Raw genomic sequence first — 14,556 nt, 5'->3', positions numbered from 1 at the left:
TCAGAGGAAAGAATTAGAAAGTTTTTGTTAAAGAGATCAAACCGCCAGAGCGTCCAAGGTTTTTACCTTGTGGATTGTAGTAACCATAAGCTCCCTTGTATGTTGCTGCATTAGTTCCAACGTAAGCTACAGCAGCCGATAAACCAGCTCCAAAATCCTTAGTTAGGCCAAGCTTCCAATCGGTGTATGAATAAACAGTGCTATTACTAACAGTTGCAGGCACAAAGGTACTTACAGTAGGCTGATTTCCAGCAACATATTGGTAACCAATATGTCCGTTCGCGGTGATGCCATAAAAACCAGTGTCATAGTTAACTGTCAAGTCAGGGTAGTAAGAGCCCGATGAGTTTACGGTACCAAATAAAGTTGATACTGCGTAAGAAACTTTGGCAAATCCACTTAACGGGCCAAATGTAAAGTTTTGAGCAACGTAGACCTCGCTAGTATTTGGATTTGCTGCCTTACCACCAGAATTAGGAATCCCAGAAGTTGGGTAGTAGTACTGCAAGAACCCGATATCTGTTGCAAAACCTTCGCCAATCAATTCCTTCTTGAAGCCCGCGTAAAAATCCATTTCAATCGGAGCAGACACATTACTTGAGCTATTTGCCGGATAATTATTCGAACCACCTGCGCCATAGGAATCCCCAATCCAGCTAATTGAGCTGTTCCAGTTACCAATATAGAAACCACTTTCATGAGCGTAATCAAATCCGCCTTGAATCGCTGGCTTAAAATTTGACTGACTGAGACCACGGTAGCGATAGTCGTTTACCACTGTTACGTTTGCAGTAATCGGGCTAGCTTCTGGCGCCTCAGGGGCAGCTGCAGGTGCTGTTTGTGCAAATGCTGCTGTTGCGAATAAACCGGAAGCCGCTAGAGCGATGGCTGTCTTTTGAATCGTCTTCATATAAAACTCCTAAGTGGTCATGAAAAAGGGATAAATGCTTATTGCATGGAGTGATCATGAATGGCGAGGGATTCACGCATTTGTCACAATTCCCCCAAATAATGCATATGCACGATTTTGGTGCTTACTAATGCACCATTTCAGTTCGTTTTAGTACATTTCCCCTGTTTTTAGCGGTTTCTGCATGATTTTGGCTATACAACTTAAAATGGTTATTGTGTCTTTTAAGCAACTCTCTACAGAACGGCGGGCAACACCATGCAAAAACCAGGCGAAATCCTAGAACAAATTCAGCGCATTGCGAGCGATATGCAAAACAAGGTTGGTGATGCCATTCGTAATTCACCTGCACAAGAAATTGAAAAGAATGTACGCGCGATGATGAACCAAGGCTTTCAGAAGATGGATCTAGTAACACGCGATGAGTTTGAGCTGCAATCGAAAGTCTTGGCAAAGACTAGAGAGAAGTTAGAAGCCCTTGAGGCTAAAGTTGCTGCTCTAGAAAAGTCATAATCTGCACTTCAACTTCATCGGAAATTATTCCGGATGAAACTCATCAAAGAAGTTTGAGTAGGCTTCTTCAGAAAAAAACTGTTTTGCATTGACTCGTGCTGGGGCAGTATGCAAAACGGAGAGTTGATAGATCCTTGCGCCGTTATCTGGGGTAATTTTTGTAATCCAACGCACTCGCATTGATTGCTCTACGGCACCTGTAGACTGCAACTCTAAAAAATAATCTTTTGTAGAAATCCGCTGGCGATTTGTAGTTTGATAAAACGCTTCAACACTTACTTCACTTTCTAAACTCACTTTAGCTCTATTGAGTAAATTGCCTTGCAACTGCTCTAATAATTTTGGCACAAGCGTTACTTGATCTTTAGTCAGACGAATAGTACTCACTGAATAAATATCATCATCAATTTTTACCGCTTCTAACGTCTGTGGTATCTCTTGATTTTGATAGGGAAGGCGTCGCTCAATTTTCTCAGACTTACCTGGAAATAATGCGCTGTAGCCTTCTTGGGGAGACTGTATAGTGCGCCAATCCAACTTGGGACTACAGGCGATCAACAGAAATGAAAATACTAGGAATACTCCAAGTTTTTGGAGCATGGGTTTAGACAACCCCAGCTTCATGTGCCTGCTGATCTGCATGATAGCTAGACCGAACCATAGCGCCTACTGCAGCATGGGAGAAGCCCATGGCATATGCCTCTTCTTCGAAATGCTTAAACACATCAGGATGAACGTAGCGCTGCACTGGCAGGTGATGACCAGACGGTGCTAAGTACTGGCCAATAGTGAGCATGTCGATATTGTGCTCACGCATATCGCGCATCACTTCCAAAATTTCTTCATCGGTTTCACCTAAGCCGACCATCAAGCCACTCTTCGTTGGAATGTGAGGAAAGCGCTCCTTAAAGTCTTTTAATAACTTGAGAGAGTGGGCATAGTCTGCGCCGGGTCTTGCTTGCTTATACAAACGCGGTACAGTTTCTAAATTGTGATTCATAACATTGGGTAAACCGTTTAGTGCATGCTCAGAAAAAATATCCAAAGCCTTGTCTAAGCGTCCGCGAAAATCTGGAACCAACACTTCAATGCGTGTATTCGGTGACAAACTTCTTGTTTGAGAAATGCAGTCTACAAAATGCATGGCGCCGCCATCACGCAAATCATCACGGTCTACGCTAGTAATCACCACATAATTTAATTTGAGGGCAGCAATCGTGCGCGCTAAATTACCAGGCTCTTTTGTATCCAGCGGATCTGGTCTGCCATGTCCCACATCACAAAATGGGCAACGACGCGTACATTTATCACCCATGATCATGAAGGTAGCCGTGCCTTTGCCAAAGCACTCTCCAATATTCGGGCAGCTCGCTTCCTCACAAACAGTGACTAATTCATTTTCACGGAGAATCTGTTTGATTTCTGAAAAGCGTGAATTTCCGGAGGCTGCCTTTACCCGAATCCAATCAGGCTTCTTGAGAACTTGCTCCAGGGGCACAATCTTGATTGGAATGCGCGCTGTCTTCTCGCTCGACTTCTGCTTGCGTGAAGCATCGTAGTCTAAGTCTTGCCGAGGATTACTAGTATCGGTAATGGGATCGAGATCCAGCTTATTTGTGGTCATGATGAAATCAGTTGCTTCTGCAAATGCCCTAAGAGGGTTTGGCTAATCATGTCCGTATTGTCCTTGATCCCCAAGGTTTGCATATCAACTGTTTTTAAACCCTCATAACCGCAAGGGTGGATACGGGAGAATGCCGCCAAATCCGTTGCCACATTTAAGGCAAGGCCATGATAGGAGCAGCCTTTGGAGACTTTCAGGCCCAGGGCGGCAATCTTCGCGCCCTGATGCTCCAACGAAGAGGAGGGGCCCTGCGCCACATAGATGCCAGGGGCGCCAAGCTGTCTTTCTGCTGAAATACCAAAATCCGCTAGGGTGTCGATCAAAGCCTGTTCAATACGAGAAACCAGCTCTTTTACAAAAATCCCCAAACGCCTGAGATCTAATAGGAGATAGACCACGATTTGTCCGGGGCCGTGATAGGTGATCTCACCACCTCGGTCTACTTGAACCATAGGAATGTCATTGCTGGGAGAATGCAGATTGCTTGGATCACCTGCCAGGCCCAAAGTAAAAACCGGGGGATGTTCTAGGATCCAAATTTCATCAAGCGTATCGCCGTTACGCTGTTGCGTAAAATCCCGCATCGCTTGATAAGTCCATTCGTAATCAGCTACTCCCAGACGTTTTACTATGAAAGACATGAGCTAGCTTAGAGCACAACACTAACTAAAGGATGTGTCGATAAAGTGCGGTACAGCTCATCTAACTGCTCACGGCTTGTTGCAGTGATGGGTAAAGTAATACCCAGATAATTTCCATCTTTCGAGGGTCTTTGCTCAACTTTGCTCTCATCAAATGTCGGATCAAATTGACGAGCAATATGAATGATCGCAGGAAGATAGTCTGGATTGGCTTTACCCATCACCTTAATTGGAAACTCCGATGGGTATTCAATGAGAGATTTCTGTTCTTCAGTCATGCATTTTTTCTTTCTTCATTTTTACTTTATGGATTGCGGTGATTGGGCATGCCTAACCAAGCACTGCTAATGATGTTTCTAATGCAATGCAAGCGCCGATGGAAAAAATGATCTGCACCTGGCACCACTTGAACCGTTAATTCTTGAGGTCGCGCCCAATCAAGCACATCAATCAACGGAATAGTTTCATCTAATTCACCATGGATCAGGATTGTATCGGGAGGTACGGGAGCCAATACCCACTTGCCCGCTGCGCTACCTACCATGACCAGTCGCTCGGCTGGCCGACCCAAATCTGCTAACCTTTGGACTAAATGAGTGCCAACAAAGCTGCCAAATGAAAACCCTGCAACTACTAAAGGTAAGGTATTCACAGTCTGAATCCATGCTTGATGTAAGTCTGCCTCAACTTGACCCCAACCTACAGGGTTACGCATCCAATTAGCTACATGCAGCAAATCCTCCATCTCACCAATACCGTCGTCATGCACGCCTGCTGAAGTGCCTACTCCGCGAAAATTCGGACGTATGCTGACGTAACCCAGCTGATTGAATGTACGTGCGACCGTTTGCGCAACCTTGTTATCCATCGTTCCACCCATCAGGGGATGCGGATGCGCTACCAAGGCTAAACCCCTCACTGAGAAGTCTGGGTTATTTTTTAATTCATCAGGTAGATCAATCGACATTTCAATCTTACCTACAACACCATCAATATGAATTATTTTTGTACGGCCATTCATGAAGTGCGCTTTCTGAAATCTTTTTAAGCTAACTGCAGACGCCCTACTGGACGCCCTTGGATTAAATGAGACTGAATAATTTCCTCAACATCTTCTGTATCAATAAAGGTATACCAAATGCCCTCGGGATATACCACCATGACGGGGCCATCAGAGCAACGATCTAAACATCCCGCTTTATTAATGCGGATATTGCCCGAACCAGATAGACCCAATTCTTTTACGCGTTTTTTTGCGTAATCAAATAAGGCGAATGCATTATGGCGATCACAACAGTCTTCGCCATTACTGCGCTGGTTTAGGCAGAAAAATACATGGTGTTTAAAACTCATACACAGCCTTGTTCAAGGTTTTAGATTAAAGGTAGATTTATTTCGAATCACCCAAAGTAAAGCTAATGGCAACCATACCACTGAAACCCACCGCATTAATTCATTAAAGTGCAACAGTCGCCCTTGGTACCAGTGCCGTAAGACAAGAATAAAGTAAGGATTGTCCGGCAAAAGATTAATTGCGATGGTGGCGCTGACCAAACAAACGACTGCAAGCCAAGCTTTACTGAGACCAGAAAAATGTAAGGCCCATCTCAGCAACAGACTTCCTAAAACCATTCCCCAGATAGCTCCAGCTGTAAGCCAGAGCAAACTGAATTCTGCCCCGAATTGCAAAGCCGTGAAGATAACTTTTACTAATACAGTAAAACAAAGTAAGCCATTTAAGATGCCCCACTGAGGTGCCTTAGCTCGCATCCCTAAGGACAGCAATAGTCCTGTACCTAGCCAACACATTGCAGTAATGATGGACTCCTGGATGACATGGTTTACCACGATCGTTCCCCAGTCAACGGAGGCAAAAATAGCATGCCCCCATACCCCAGTACCCAACCAAGAGCTCTGGGGATAAATCTGAGCCCAAGGGAAGAGTAGAAATAATGCGCAGGCAGCCCAGTTCAAACCAAACCACTGATCAAATCGTCGGCGAACCGCACTACCAGATAGCCACTGGGGACCCAAAGGGATAGCCAATAAGCCACCCAACAAGCCACCTAAAACATTAGCCCACCAATCCATCTGACTTGGAATCCGAGTGGGCAACCAAGTTTGTAAGGATTCCACGCTAAAAGCCAAGATGGCACTGAAACTCAAACCAATGCCTAAGGCAACAAAATTGCGCCAGCGGGGATAGCAGGCAAAGACCAGCAAAAATCCTAGGGGGATGTAAGCCAATAAATTTGCTGAGACATCAAAAAGCGTGATAAACCGTGGCAAAGGAGCATCTAGCCATGCCCAAGCTGCAATCCCATTCTGAAAGTTGAAATCAAAGGGATTGAGGCTGACGTAAATGATTAATAGCGCATAACTCAAGCTAATAGCTCTGGCCAAAGGCATTGCCTGGAGAGGCCAAATGAACTTGCGAGGACGCTGATCTTCTTGATGCATCCCCTTATTCTAGGTCAGCCAGGTCAGATCTTTCTACAATAGGCAAATGAGTCCGAATTGCATCCTAGAACGCGTCGCTACAAGCCAATCTACTAATGATGATTTAATGGCCCGTTGGCGTGCCGGAGAATTGATCGATCCCGTTGCCCGGATAGCACATGAGCAGACTGCCGGAAAAGGGAGGGCTGGAAGAGTGTGGTTATCCAATCCTGAAGATTCCCTCTGCTTCTCCTTAGCCCACCCTTTCCACAAGCGCCCAAATGAAGTAAGCGGCCTCAGTCTAGCAATAGGCTTAGCAGTTATTGCTGGTATTGCTGCGGCATTAGGAATCAGTGAAGCCGCTTTATATCAACAAGGTTTGCGACTGAAGTGGCCCAATGATCTCCTAATAAATAATGCCAAGCTGGGCGGCATCCTGATTGAAGGCGGTCAAACCAATCCAAACTCACTCACCTGGATGGTGATCGGCCTTGGCCTAAACTTGCGCAACGCAGACAGAATTTCGCATCGTTTGGAGGCGCAGCCATCCCTCGGTGCGGCTTCCTTAGATCAGTTGGTACCGAATCAGATGCCGATTCCAGATACCGAGTTTATTTGGCTCAAATTGATTGAATCATTTGAAAAGCATATTACCGAATTCGATCTCCATGGCTTTGGATACTTTAAAAATAGTTGGGCGCAGTGGGATGCCTTCGCAGAACAAACCGTTTGCATTTCTAGTGCTAGCAATGAATCCATTATCGGCATTGCTACCGGAGTAGATGACAGCGGCGCTCTTCTTCTAAAACAACATGACAAAACCATGAGTATTCATGCGGGTGATGTTTCTTTGCGAGTGCAAACATGAGTCTTTATTTGGTATTTGATATTGGTAATACTCGCCTCAAATGGGCTGCCGTTGAGTCAACGCAAAACATTGCCGATCGCAACAAAAAATTGTGGGCCTACTCTGGATCTATTAGTAGCAAGTCCTTCCAATCAGCCGAGCTTCGCGCAGAGTTATCGGAATATATTTCTAAAACCTTGCCAAGACCCGATGCCATTGGCTTTTGCTGTGTGGCGGGCGATTCTGCAATGGAAAATCTGCGTAGTCTTTTTCCGCAATGGCAGGATCTCAATTGGCAACAGCTTCAAGGCAATAGCCCCTATGAGGGAATGCGTACGCTCTATCAAGAACCCATGAAGTTGGGTGCAGATCGTTGGGCAGCGCTGATCGGCGCAAGAGCACTCTCTAGCACCAACACACTGGTAATTAATGCAGGAACAGCAACCACCATTGATTTACTAGGTAGCAATGGTGTTCACTACGGCGGCTGGATTTTGCCGGGGCTAAGTTTGATGCAAGAAAGTCTGCAAAGCAATACTGCGCAACTCCCATTAGCAGTTCGCTCCAGCACCATCACAACTCAAGCCAGTTTTGGCACAACAACGAATGCGGCAATTACGGGCGGTTGTGATGCAGCCCAAATCGGGGCAATCTTACGCGCGGCTAATTTAGCTAAAGAAATAAATCATCCAGTAGCGCGCATTTGGATTGATGGTGGTAATGCCAAAATTTTGGCAAATGAAATCAAGCAATTTCCAGAGTTAGCAGCGCTGCCGATTGAACCTATAGAAGGTCTGGTTTTACGCGGTCTTTGGGCTTGGCTACTTAGCAAGATCTAAGCTTCCTGAGCCCGTCTTCATTCCACACCCTAATTAGTCTCTGGTGCGGATTTTCCCTAAAAGGGTCGTTGTAGAGCGCTCATACAAAAATGGAATAGAGATCGCTTTACCGCCCCAGGATTTGACCAAGCGGGCTTCCTCTAAAGTATCGATTTCATAATCACCGCCCTTGATATAAATATCCGGACGAATTTGGGTAATGAGATTCACTGGCGTCTGCTCAGCGAATAACACCACCAAATCTACGCTCTCTAGAGCTGCCAATAAAGCCTGGCGATCAGCCTCGATATTGATGGGTCGATCATCTCCTTTTCCAAGCATCTTTACTGAAGCATCTGAGTTCACTCCCACCACCAGACTAGCTCCCAATTCTCTAGCTTGAGCTAAGTAACTGGCATGTCCACGATGCAGAATATCAAAGACGCCATTAGTAAACACAACTGGTCTTGGAAGCTTGGCAATACGGGCATCCAATTCTTTTGGGGGGCAGACTTTGAGCTCAAAGGAGGGCAACGGAATGGTGGTCATAGCGCCATATTAATGGCATTGAGCTGAGTTCAACGATATTTACCAGAATGTCTTAGACTTGGAGATAAAATTCCAAGCAAAAGGCTCAAGATGATTTGCAATATAACTAGGCATTTATTGGCACTGCTGTTGCTCATTTCAGCAACCCAGTTTACACAGGCCGCCCCTTCACTACCCACAAGTTGCAGTCCCCTGCTATCAAAAACCTTCCCAAGACTACAGGATGAGGCACCCCAAAACCTTTGCCAATACCAAGGCAAGGTGATCTTGGTAGTGAATACTGCGAGTTTTTGTGGATTCACAAGCCAATATGAAGGTCTAGAGAGCTTATATGCCAAATACAAAGATCGTGGCCTTGTTGTTCTGGGATTCCCATCGAATGATTTTGGGCAACAAGAACCTGGCAGCAATAAAGAAATTGCGGACTTCTGCAAGAACACCTATGACGTCAAGTTCCCTATGTTTGCCAAGAGCTCAGTTAGCGGAAGTAATCCTAACTCCTTATTTAAGATGCTGATTGCCAAAACCGGTACGACACCTAAATGGAATTTTTACAAATATCTCATCGACCGCAACGGCAATGTAATAGATGCGTATGGCAGTATGACCAAACCAACTAGCGCCAGCCTTACTGGTGAGATTGAAAAACTTCTTGGAGAAAAAATTTAGTGGTTAAGAGAAAAGTTGCCATTGTTGGCGCTGGTATTTCTGGTTTAGGTTGTGCCTATGCATTAAGACAGCATCCTGATTTAGACATCACTCTATTTGAAGGCGGGAATCATATTGGTGGTCACAGTAATACTGTAGACATCTCGCTAGAAACCCCTCAAGGCAAGATGACGCATGGAGTAGATACGGGGTTCTTAGTATTTAATCGCAAAACCTATCCGCGCCTAGTACGCCTCTTTGAAGAGATCAAGGTTCCGATTGCGCCATCTGAGATGTCGTTCTCGGTATCGATTGATGCTAGTGGAAAAACGGGGCGCTCCAAAAAAATTGAATGGGCTGGAAATGATCTCAATTCTTTTTTTGGGCAACGGTCTAATCTGTTCTCGCCATCATTTTGGAGGATGGCCTACGATATCTTGCGCTTCAATCGTCTAGCTACTCAACTAGCCGAAGAACAAATTAGCGCCAAACTGGAATACTCTGAACCGGATGAGTGCATTAAAGATTTTTTAGATCGCAATCGCTTTAGCACCAGCTTTAAAGAAAATTATTTCCTACCAATGATTGGCGCAATCTGGTCATGTTCCGTTGAGCAAATGCTGGAATTTCCGATTCAGACGATGGTGCGCTTCTGTCACAACCATGGTCTATTACAAATTCAGAATCGCCCTCAGTGGCTCACTGTTCAAGGGGGGTCACGTGAGTATGTCAAGCTGTTACTAGCAGCCTTGGAAAAACACCAAGTGAAGGTTTTGCGCGAGTCGGTTACCCGTGTTAATGCAAGTCAAAATGAACAGGTCCAAGCAGAAGTAATTACATCCACCGGTTCACATTGGTTTGATGAAGTAGTAATGGCTTCCCATAGCGATCAGACCTTAGATTTAGTTCATGGCATTGCGCAAGACACCCGCAATATTCTGGCATCAATCCCTTACCAGAAGAATCGGGCTATTTTGCACACCGATACGGACTTCTTGCCTGCCAATGAGCGTTGCTGGGCGGCCTGGAACTACACTGCAAAGTCTGGTGCCACCCCTACTGCACAACAACACGTCAGCGTAAATTATTTAATAAATCGCTTACAGCCCTTGCCTAAGGCCCTTCAAGGCACGCAAATTATTGTGAGCTTAAATCCACTAACGGACCCGAATCCACAGTTGGTGCACGAAGAAATTCATTATTCGCACCCTGTATTTGATATGCGTGCTGTGCAGGCGCAAAAAGAACTGCCCCTGATTCAGGGCAACGCCTCTATTTGGTATTGCGGTGCATGGACGGGCTTCGGCTTTCATGAGGATGGCTTGCGCTCTGGCGAGCTAGTAGCAAAGGATCTGATAGAAAGCATCTCCCATCGCGTTCAATCAAACTCGACTCAAGATGCTGAGTAGATGAATTTACCCACGATTAATTTTGGAGCGGTGCAGCATCGGCGCTTTCGTCCTGCCCAAAATGCATTTGGTTATGGTGTATTTACTTTATCCATTCCAATGCGTGCGCGCAAAGCAGATAAGGCGCTGCTGAGCAAACATGGCTTGAGAGATAACCAATTCGGACTTTTTTCATTCTACGATCAAGATCATGGAAGGGGTAGCGGGAATAGCCTCGTCTGGGTTGAGCAGATTCTTCAAGAGAGTCGTATTCCTCATATTGATGGGGAGATTTGGCTGCAAACATTCCCAAGAGTGCTGGGCTACGTTTTCAATCCCGTGAGCTTTTGGATTTGCACCAGATCAGATGGTCAGGTTCAAGCAGTACTGGCGGAAGTCAACAATACCTTTGGTGAGCGGCACGGCTACCTTCTGTACCATGATTCTGGCGAACCCCTAAAGTCTGGAGAGTCGCTCGTTAGCAAAAAAGTGTTTCATGTTTCCCCTTTCTGCGATGTCAGTGGGAACTATCACTTTCGCTTTTTATTCCCCCAAGACAGTAGTTCCAAAAGAAACCTCGTCTGCCGTATTGAGCTCCATGAAGATGGGGCCCCGCTGATTAACACTAGCATTAGTGGACTCACTCAACCCTTGGAAAAAAGTGCGCTCTATTTGGCCTTTCTGCGTTACCCGCTGATGAGTTTAGGAGTCATTGGTAGAATCCATTGGCAAGCCTTGAAGTTATGGCTTAAAGGCGTTCCTTTTTACTCAAAACCCCAACCCCCTGAAACTGAAATTACTCGATGAATCGCCCCGGTCAATCTCTGCTATCCCGTCTGATATTTTCTCGTCCAGAGAAGCATCAATCTAAACTAGAGCAACATCGTGCAAGCACTGAAGTCTTATTGGGCTTACTATCCAAATTACGCAGTGGGCATCTTAAGCTGACTTTGCCCAACCAGGAAGTAAAAGAGTTTGGCAATAGGTCCGATGAACTTCATGCAGAAATCCAAGTATTAGATTGGTCCGTATTTAAGCAAGTGTTGTCGCATGGCGATATTGGCTTTGCTGAGAGCTACATTCGTGGCGAATGGAATACACCGAATCTCCAGGCTGTTCTGGAGCTCACCGTTCGAAACCGCGCCATCTTAGAAAAAGCCATCTATGGAAGTTGGTTAGGCTCTATTGCTTATCGCGTGAAGCATTGGTTTCGAGATAACTCGAAATCGGGTAGCCGTAAAAATATTCATGCGCACTATGATTTAGGTAATACCTTTTATACGCTTTGGCTAGACCCCACTATGAGCTATTCCAGTGCGTGGTTCTCGGAAGGCGACAAACAATCGCTGATGGATGCCCAGCGCGCCAAGATCACGCGCATTCTTAAATCAATCCATACCAAAGCAGGCGATCAAATACTGGAGATCGGTTGTGGTTGGGGTGGTTTCATGGAAGAAGCCTTAAGAAATGGTAATCAGATCACCGGCCTGACTTTATCCACAGAACAAAAAGTCTTTGCAGAGTCTCGACTAGAAAAAGTTGTGGCGGAAGTAGGTGGCTCGCAAAAATTTGAGGTTCGCCTACAAGACTACCGGGATTGCAAGGAGCAGTTTGACGGTATCGCCTCTATTGAAATGTTTGAGGCCGTTGGAGAAAACCATTGGGGTGAATATTTCGAGACGATTGCCAAACGACTCAAAGCAGGTGGTAGAGCGTGCATACAAACCATTGTGATCGCAGAAGAGCTATTTGAACGATATCGCCACAGCACTGACTTTATTCAGCAATATGTTTTCCCCGGGGGCATGCTTCCTTCTCCCTCTAAATTCAAGGCAGCTGCTGCTAAGGCGGGCCTAATAGTGGAATCCGAGTTTGCCTTTGGTGCTGACTACGCAAAAACCTTATGCCTTTGGCGCGATAGTTTTAATCAAAAAATAGAAGAAATTTATCATCTCGGTTTCGATGAGGCTTTTGTGCGTCTCTGGAATTTTTACCTCATGTATTGCGCTGCTGGTTTCGCTGAAAAGAATATTGATGTCATGCAGTACACCTTGAAACATCAGAATATTCACTCTAGAGCCGAACTAGCATCATGAAACAAAAGGGAATCGATAGTTTTGCCAATAAACGCATCTGGGTGATTGGTGCCTCTAGCGGTATTGGCGAAGCCTGTGCAAGAGCCTTTCTCAAGGCCGGTGCAAAAATAGCGCTCTCAAGTCGTCGTACCGAGCGACTAAACTCCATTGCACAATCAGTAGATCAAGCGCAAACCTTGGTTCTTCCGCTCGATGTTACCCATACAGATCAACTAGTATCGGCTTATCAAACTATCCTCGAAAACTGGGGTGGCCTAGATTTAATGTTGTTTGTCTCTGGTGTATATACCCCACTGCGTGCTGATAATTTTGACTTCGAGATTGCACAGAAAACAATTGATGCAAATCTGCTTGGGCCTATGCGAGCAGTTGCCGTTGTCTTGCCTGAAATGCTCAAAAGCCATGCTGGTCATATTGCAATTGTAGGTAGCGTAGCCGGATATAGTGGGCTCCCCAAAGCTTTGGCCTATGGACCCAGTAAAGCAGGAATTATTAATTTTTGTGAAAACCTCTTTTACGACTTGCTGCCGGAAGGTGTCAGTGTCCACATGATTTCTCCAGGATTTGTCGCTACTGAAGCTACTGCGCAAAATGATTTTGAAATGCCAGCACTCATCACTGCAGATGAAGCGGCTAAAGAAATTCTAGAAGGAATTCAGGCTGGAAAGTTTGATATTCATTTCCCCAAGCGGTTTTCAGGATTCTTGAAATTTCTTAGAATACTGCCATACCCACTCTACTTTTGGATTATCCGACGCTTCGTCAAAATCTAAAGCTTAGCAATTATTTGAACTTATCCTTACGGATTTTTTGCTCTAAATAATCCATCACTGTGATTGTCTTGGCCTTTGTTCCAGCAATTGAAGGTGAAGTGACATAACGGCCTTGCATCACAATGGTCGGCACACCATCTATCCGATAGGTATCTGCTAACTGTCTTGCAGCACGCGCCTTAGATACCACTGCAAATGAGCGGTAGGTCGCCAAGAAAGTATTACGATCAATTCCCTGAGAAGCTACCCAATCTGCAATCTCATTTTCGGTCATCAAACGCTTATTGTCTTTATGCATGGCATACATGACTTTTTCATTCATGGCATCGCCTTTACCCATTGCCTCTAAGGCATAGAACAACTGGCTATGGGGCATAAAGTCATCCCGGAAAGCAACCGGCACCCTACGAAATACCACATCCTTAGGCTGGCGCTTAACCCATGCGCTTAACTCAGGCTCAAAGTCATAGCAATGCGGGCAGCCATACCAAAAAAACTCGATCACCTCAACCTTACCCTTGGACTCAACAGGTTGAGCTATGGGCAGAATGCGGTAGTCAAAGCCCTCTTCAATCTTGGAAGTTTGCGCTCCTGAAAGACTGGAGAAGCAAAGAATAAAACCGAGGATGGTGATAGATAAAAGGGCTCGCTTCGACTGAGATATGGTCATCATGATTTGCTCGATTTAATAACGCTAGGTTTAATGCCCATGCCATTGAGCTTATCTCGCACGGGATTGCTTTCTTCAACACTATTATATGGACCTACGCGAACACGCCACAAGGTATTACCTTCGCTAGTAATCTCACTCAGTTGCGACTGAATCCCTTGAATAGCCAAATTGGCCTTTTGTGCATCAGCGTCTGCCTGTTTATTAAAGGCGCCTACTTGTAAGAAATAGATCGCGTCAGATTTTGCGGCCGGGGCTGGAGCCGTCTCTGTAGGCTTTTTACCGGAAGCCAAGTCGCCAATTGGATCTGGGCCATTGGCAGCAGGTACAGAAGGTTTTCCTTGCAAAGGTTTATTCAGATCTAAGGGTCCTGCTGGCGCCGATGCCTCACCTTCAGCCGAGCCAGATTTAATCGTCAATGGAAGATTGGGTGCCCTTACTCCAGGACGTTCCTGTGGAGTGTTTTTTGAGAGATAAAACGCAATCACAAATGCCACACCCAAGCCAACTCCTAAGCCCAGGATAAAGCCCAAGATAGTGCCTCCATACTCTGAGCCTAAAGCATCCGATTTTGAAGTGTAGTCACTCTGTTGATTCGTTTTTTTCATTTCGTCTCCAAGCTTCTTTTTTACTTCTTTAG

19 protein-coding genes are annotated in these 14,556 nt (G+C 45.5%); 8 read left to right on the top strand and 11 right to left on the bottom strand.

The features are described 5' to 3' along the window. Window positions 1–13: 13 nt before the first annotated feature. A complete protein-coding gene (locus ICN15_RS00515) occupies window positions 14–910 on the bottom strand; it encodes a TorF family putative porin (RefSeq protein WP_216200560.1) in 897 nt (298 codons plus the stop codon). Window positions 911–1,168: 258 nt separating this feature from the next. Between ICN15_RS00515 and ICN15_RS00510 the strand changes: the two genes are divergently transcribed. Continuing rightward, window positions 1,169–1,423 carry an accessory factor UbiK family protein gene (locus ICN15_RS00510; protein WP_216200559.1) on the top strand — a complete coding sequence of 85 codons (255 nt, stop codon included), beginning with the start codon at window positions 1,169–1,171 and terminating at the stop codon, window positions 1,421–1,423. 24 nt (window positions 1,424–1,447) lie between these two features. Here the strand turns inward: ICN15_RS00510 and ICN15_RS00505 are convergent, their stop codons facing one another. The 7 genes from ICN15_RS00505 to ICN15_RS00475 are packed head-to-tail and all read right to left on the bottom strand — an operon-like array spanning window position 1,448 to window position 6,148. Further along, complete coding sequence (locus ICN15_RS00505; RefSeq protein WP_255532808.1) at window positions 1,448–2,023, bottom strand: hypothetical protein; 576 nt, start codon at window positions 2,021–2,023, stop codon at window positions 1,448–1,450. 4 nt (window positions 2,024–2,027) lie between these two features. Next, entirely contained in the window at window positions 2,028–3,047 is a 1,020-nt protein-coding gene (lipA, locus tag ICN15_RS00500; protein ID WP_255532807.1) for a lipoyl synthase, read from the bottom strand. Continuing rightward, complete coding sequence (gene lipB, locus ICN15_RS00495) at window positions 3,044–3,688, bottom strand: lipoyl(octanoyl) transferase LipB (protein WP_216200557.1); 645 nt, start codon at window positions 3,686–3,688, stop codon at window positions 3,044–3,046. Before lipB ends, lipA begins: the two co-directional genes overlap by 4 nt. Window positions 3,689–3,696: 8 nt before the next feature. After that, the gene (locus tag ICN15_RS00490) at window positions 3,697–3,966 is read right to left on the bottom strand and encodes a YbeD family protein (protein WP_216200556.1); all 270 of its coding nucleotides are present in this window, start codon (window positions 3,964–3,966) and stop codon (window positions 3,697–3,699) included. 26 nt (window positions 3,967–3,992) lie between these two features. Next, window positions 3,993–4,709: an alpha/beta hydrolase gene (locus tag ICN15_RS00485; protein WP_216200555.1), complete on the bottom strand. Its 717-nt coding sequence runs from the start codon at window positions 4,707–4,709 to the stop codon at window positions 3,993–3,995. A 23-nt stretch (window positions 4,710–4,732) separates the two neighbouring features. Next, window positions 4,733–5,041, bottom strand: a complete 309-nt coding sequence (locus tag ICN15_RS00480) for a ferredoxin (protein ID WP_370625375.1) — start codon at window positions 5,039–5,041, stop codon at window positions 4,733–4,735. Between the two features lie 12 nt (window positions 5,042–5,053). Next, window positions 5,054–6,148, bottom strand: a complete 1,095-nt coding sequence (locus tag ICN15_RS00475; RefSeq protein WP_216200554.1) for a VanZ family protein — start codon at window positions 6,146–6,148, stop codon at window positions 5,054–5,056. 46 nt (window positions 6,149–6,194) lie between these two features. On the opposite strand from ICN15_RS00475, the gene ICN15_RS00470 reads away from it, so the two are divergent. Next, window positions 6,195–6,995, top strand: a complete 801-nt coding sequence (locus ICN15_RS00470) for a biotin--[acetyl-CoA-carboxylase] ligase (protein ID WP_216200553.1) — start codon at window positions 6,195–6,197, stop codon at window positions 6,993–6,995. Then, complete coding sequence (locus ICN15_RS00465) at window positions 6,992–7,813, top strand: type III pantothenate kinase (protein WP_216200552.1); 822 nt, start codon at window positions 6,992–6,994, stop codon at window positions 7,811–7,813. Before ICN15_RS00470 ends, ICN15_RS00465 begins: the two co-directional genes overlap by 4 nt. A gap of 33 nt (window positions 7,814–7,846) precedes the next feature. Here the strand turns inward: ICN15_RS00465 and rfaE2 are convergent, their stop codons facing one another. Then, a complete protein-coding gene (rfaE2, locus tag ICN15_RS00460; protein ID WP_216200551.1) occupies window positions 7,847–8,341 on the bottom strand; it encodes a D-glycero-beta-D-manno-heptose 1-phosphate adenylyltransferase in 495 nt (164 codons plus the stop codon). A gap of 90 nt (window positions 8,342–8,431) precedes the next feature. Between rfaE2 and ICN15_RS00455 the strand changes: the two genes are divergently transcribed. Genes ICN15_RS00455 through ICN15_RS00435 form a run of 5 tightly spaced genes read left to right on the top strand, consistent with a single transcriptional unit; the run spans window position 8,432 to window position 13,246 of the window. Next, window positions 8,432–9,010, top strand: coding sequence for a glutathione peroxidase (locus ICN15_RS00455; RefSeq protein WP_216200550.1), 579 nt, complete (start codon window positions 8,432–8,434; stop codon window positions 9,008–9,010). Further along, entirely contained in the window at window positions 9,010–10,398 is a 1,389-nt protein-coding gene (locus ICN15_RS00450) for an FAD-dependent oxidoreductase (RefSeq protein WP_216200549.1), read from the top strand. The genes ICN15_RS00455 and ICN15_RS00450 overlap by 1 nt, the downstream gene beginning before the upstream one ends. Continuing rightward, a complete protein-coding gene (locus tag ICN15_RS00445; RefSeq protein WP_216200548.1) occupies window positions 10,399–11,184 on the top strand; it encodes a DUF1365 domain-containing protein in 786 nt (261 codons plus the stop codon). After that, window positions 11,181–12,473 (top strand): cyclopropane-fatty-acyl-phospholipid synthase family protein, encoded by a 1,293-nt coding sequence (locus ICN15_RS00440; RefSeq protein ID WP_216200547.1) that lies wholly within the window; start codon window positions 11,181–11,183, stop codon window positions 12,471–12,473. Before ICN15_RS00445 ends, ICN15_RS00440 begins: the two co-directional genes overlap by 4 nt. Next, complete coding sequence (locus ICN15_RS00435) at window positions 12,470–13,246, top strand: SDR family oxidoreductase (protein WP_216200546.1); 777 nt, start codon at window positions 12,470–12,472, stop codon at window positions 13,244–13,246. Before ICN15_RS00440 ends, ICN15_RS00435 begins: the two co-directional genes overlap by 4 nt. Window positions 13,247–13,256: 10 nt before the next feature. On the opposite strand, the gene ICN15_RS00430 is transcribed toward ICN15_RS00435, so the two are convergent. Further along, window positions 13,257–13,919, bottom strand: coding sequence for a thiol:disulfide interchange protein DsbA/DsbL (locus tag ICN15_RS00430; protein WP_255532806.1), 663 nt, complete (start codon window positions 13,917–13,919; stop codon window positions 13,257–13,259). Further along, the gene (locus tag ICN15_RS00425) at window positions 13,916–14,524 is read right to left on the bottom strand and encodes an SPOR domain-containing protein (RefSeq protein WP_216200545.1); all 609 of its coding nucleotides are present in this window, start codon (window positions 14,522–14,524) and stop codon (window positions 13,916–13,918) included. The genes ICN15_RS00430 and ICN15_RS00425 overlap by 4 nt, the downstream gene beginning before the upstream one ends. Window positions 14,525–14,556: the final 32 nt, after the last annotated feature.

Origin of the sequence: Polynucleobacter sp. CS-Odin-A6 (assembly GCF_018882095.1) — a bacterium.
Taxonomy (GTDB): domain Bacteria; phylum Pseudomonadota; class Gammaproteobacteria; order Burkholderiales; family Burkholderiaceae; genus Polynucleobacter.
This window is presented reverse-complemented; position numbering and strand designations above follow the sequence as displayed.

What these genes read in the sequence shown, in the direction of transcription:
- ICN15_RS00515 (WP_216200560.1), bottom strand. Translation starts at nt 910, where the DNA reads ATGAAGACGATTCAAAAGACAGCCATCGCTCTAGCGGCTTCCGGTTTA.
- ICN15_RS00510 (WP_216200559.1), top strand. Translation starts at nt 1,169, where the DNA reads ATGCAAAAACCAGGCGAAATCCTAGAACAAATTCAGCGCATTGCGAGC.
- ICN15_RS00505 (WP_255532808.1), bottom strand. Translation starts at nt 2,023, where the DNA reads ATGCTCCAAAAACTTGGAGTATTCCTAGTATTTTCATTTCTGTTGATC.
- lipA (WP_255532807.1), bottom strand. Translation starts at nt 3,047, where the DNA reads ATGACCACAAATAAGCTGGATCTCGATCCCATTACCGATACTAGTAAT.
- lipB (WP_216200557.1), bottom strand. Translation starts at nt 3,688, where the DNA reads ATGTCTTTCATAGTAAAACGTCTGGGAGTAGCTGATTACGAATGGACT.
- ICN15_RS00490 (WP_216200556.1), bottom strand. Translation starts at nt 3,966, where the DNA reads ATGACTGAAGAACAGAAATCTCTCATTGAATACCCATCGGAGTTTCCA.
- ICN15_RS00485 (WP_216200555.1), bottom strand. Translation starts at nt 4,709, where the DNA reads ATGAATGGCCGTACAAAAATAATTCATATTGATGGTGTTGTAGGTAAG.
- ICN15_RS00480 (WP_370625375.1), bottom strand. Translation starts at nt 5,041, where the DNA reads ATGAGTTTTAAACACCATGTATTTTTCTGCCTAAACCAGCGCAGTAAT.
- ICN15_RS00475 (WP_216200554.1), bottom strand. Translation starts at nt 6,148, where the DNA reads ATGCATCAAGAAGATCAGCGTCCTCGCAAGTTCATTTGGCCTCTCCAG.
- ICN15_RS00470 (WP_216200553.1), top strand. Translation starts at nt 6,195, where the DNA reads ATGAGTCCGAATTGCATCCTAGAACGCGTCGCTACAAGCCAATCTACT.
- ICN15_RS00465 (WP_216200552.1), top strand. Translation starts at nt 6,992, where the DNA reads ATGAGTCTTTATTTGGTATTTGATATTGGTAATACTCGCCTCAAATGG.
- rfaE2 (WP_216200551.1), bottom strand. Translation starts at nt 8,341, where the DNA reads ATGACCACCATTCCGTTGCCCTCCTTTGAGCTCAAAGTCTGCCCCCCA.
- ICN15_RS00455 (WP_216200550.1), top strand. Translation starts at nt 8,432, where the DNA reads ATGATTTGCAATATAACTAGGCATTTATTGGCACTGCTGTTGCTCATT.
- ICN15_RS00445 (WP_216200548.1), top strand. Translation starts at nt 10,399, where the DNA reads ATGAATTTACCCACGATTAATTTTGGAGCGGTGCAGCATCGGCGCTTT.
- ICN15_RS00440 (WP_216200547.1), top strand. Translation starts at nt 11,181, where the DNA reads ATGAATCGCCCCGGTCAATCTCTGCTATCCCGTCTGATATTTTCTCGT.
- ICN15_RS00435 (WP_216200546.1), top strand. Translation starts at nt 12,470, where the DNA reads ATGAAACAAAAGGGAATCGATAGTTTTGCCAATAAACGCATCTGGGTG.
- ICN15_RS00430 (WP_255532806.1), bottom strand. Translation starts at nt 13,919, where the DNA reads ATGATGACCATATCTCAGTCGAAGCGAGCCCTTTTATCTATCACCATC.
- ICN15_RS00425 (WP_216200545.1), bottom strand. Translation starts at nt 14,524, where the DNA reads ATGAAAAAAACGAATCAACAGAGTGACTACACTTCAAAATCGGATGCT.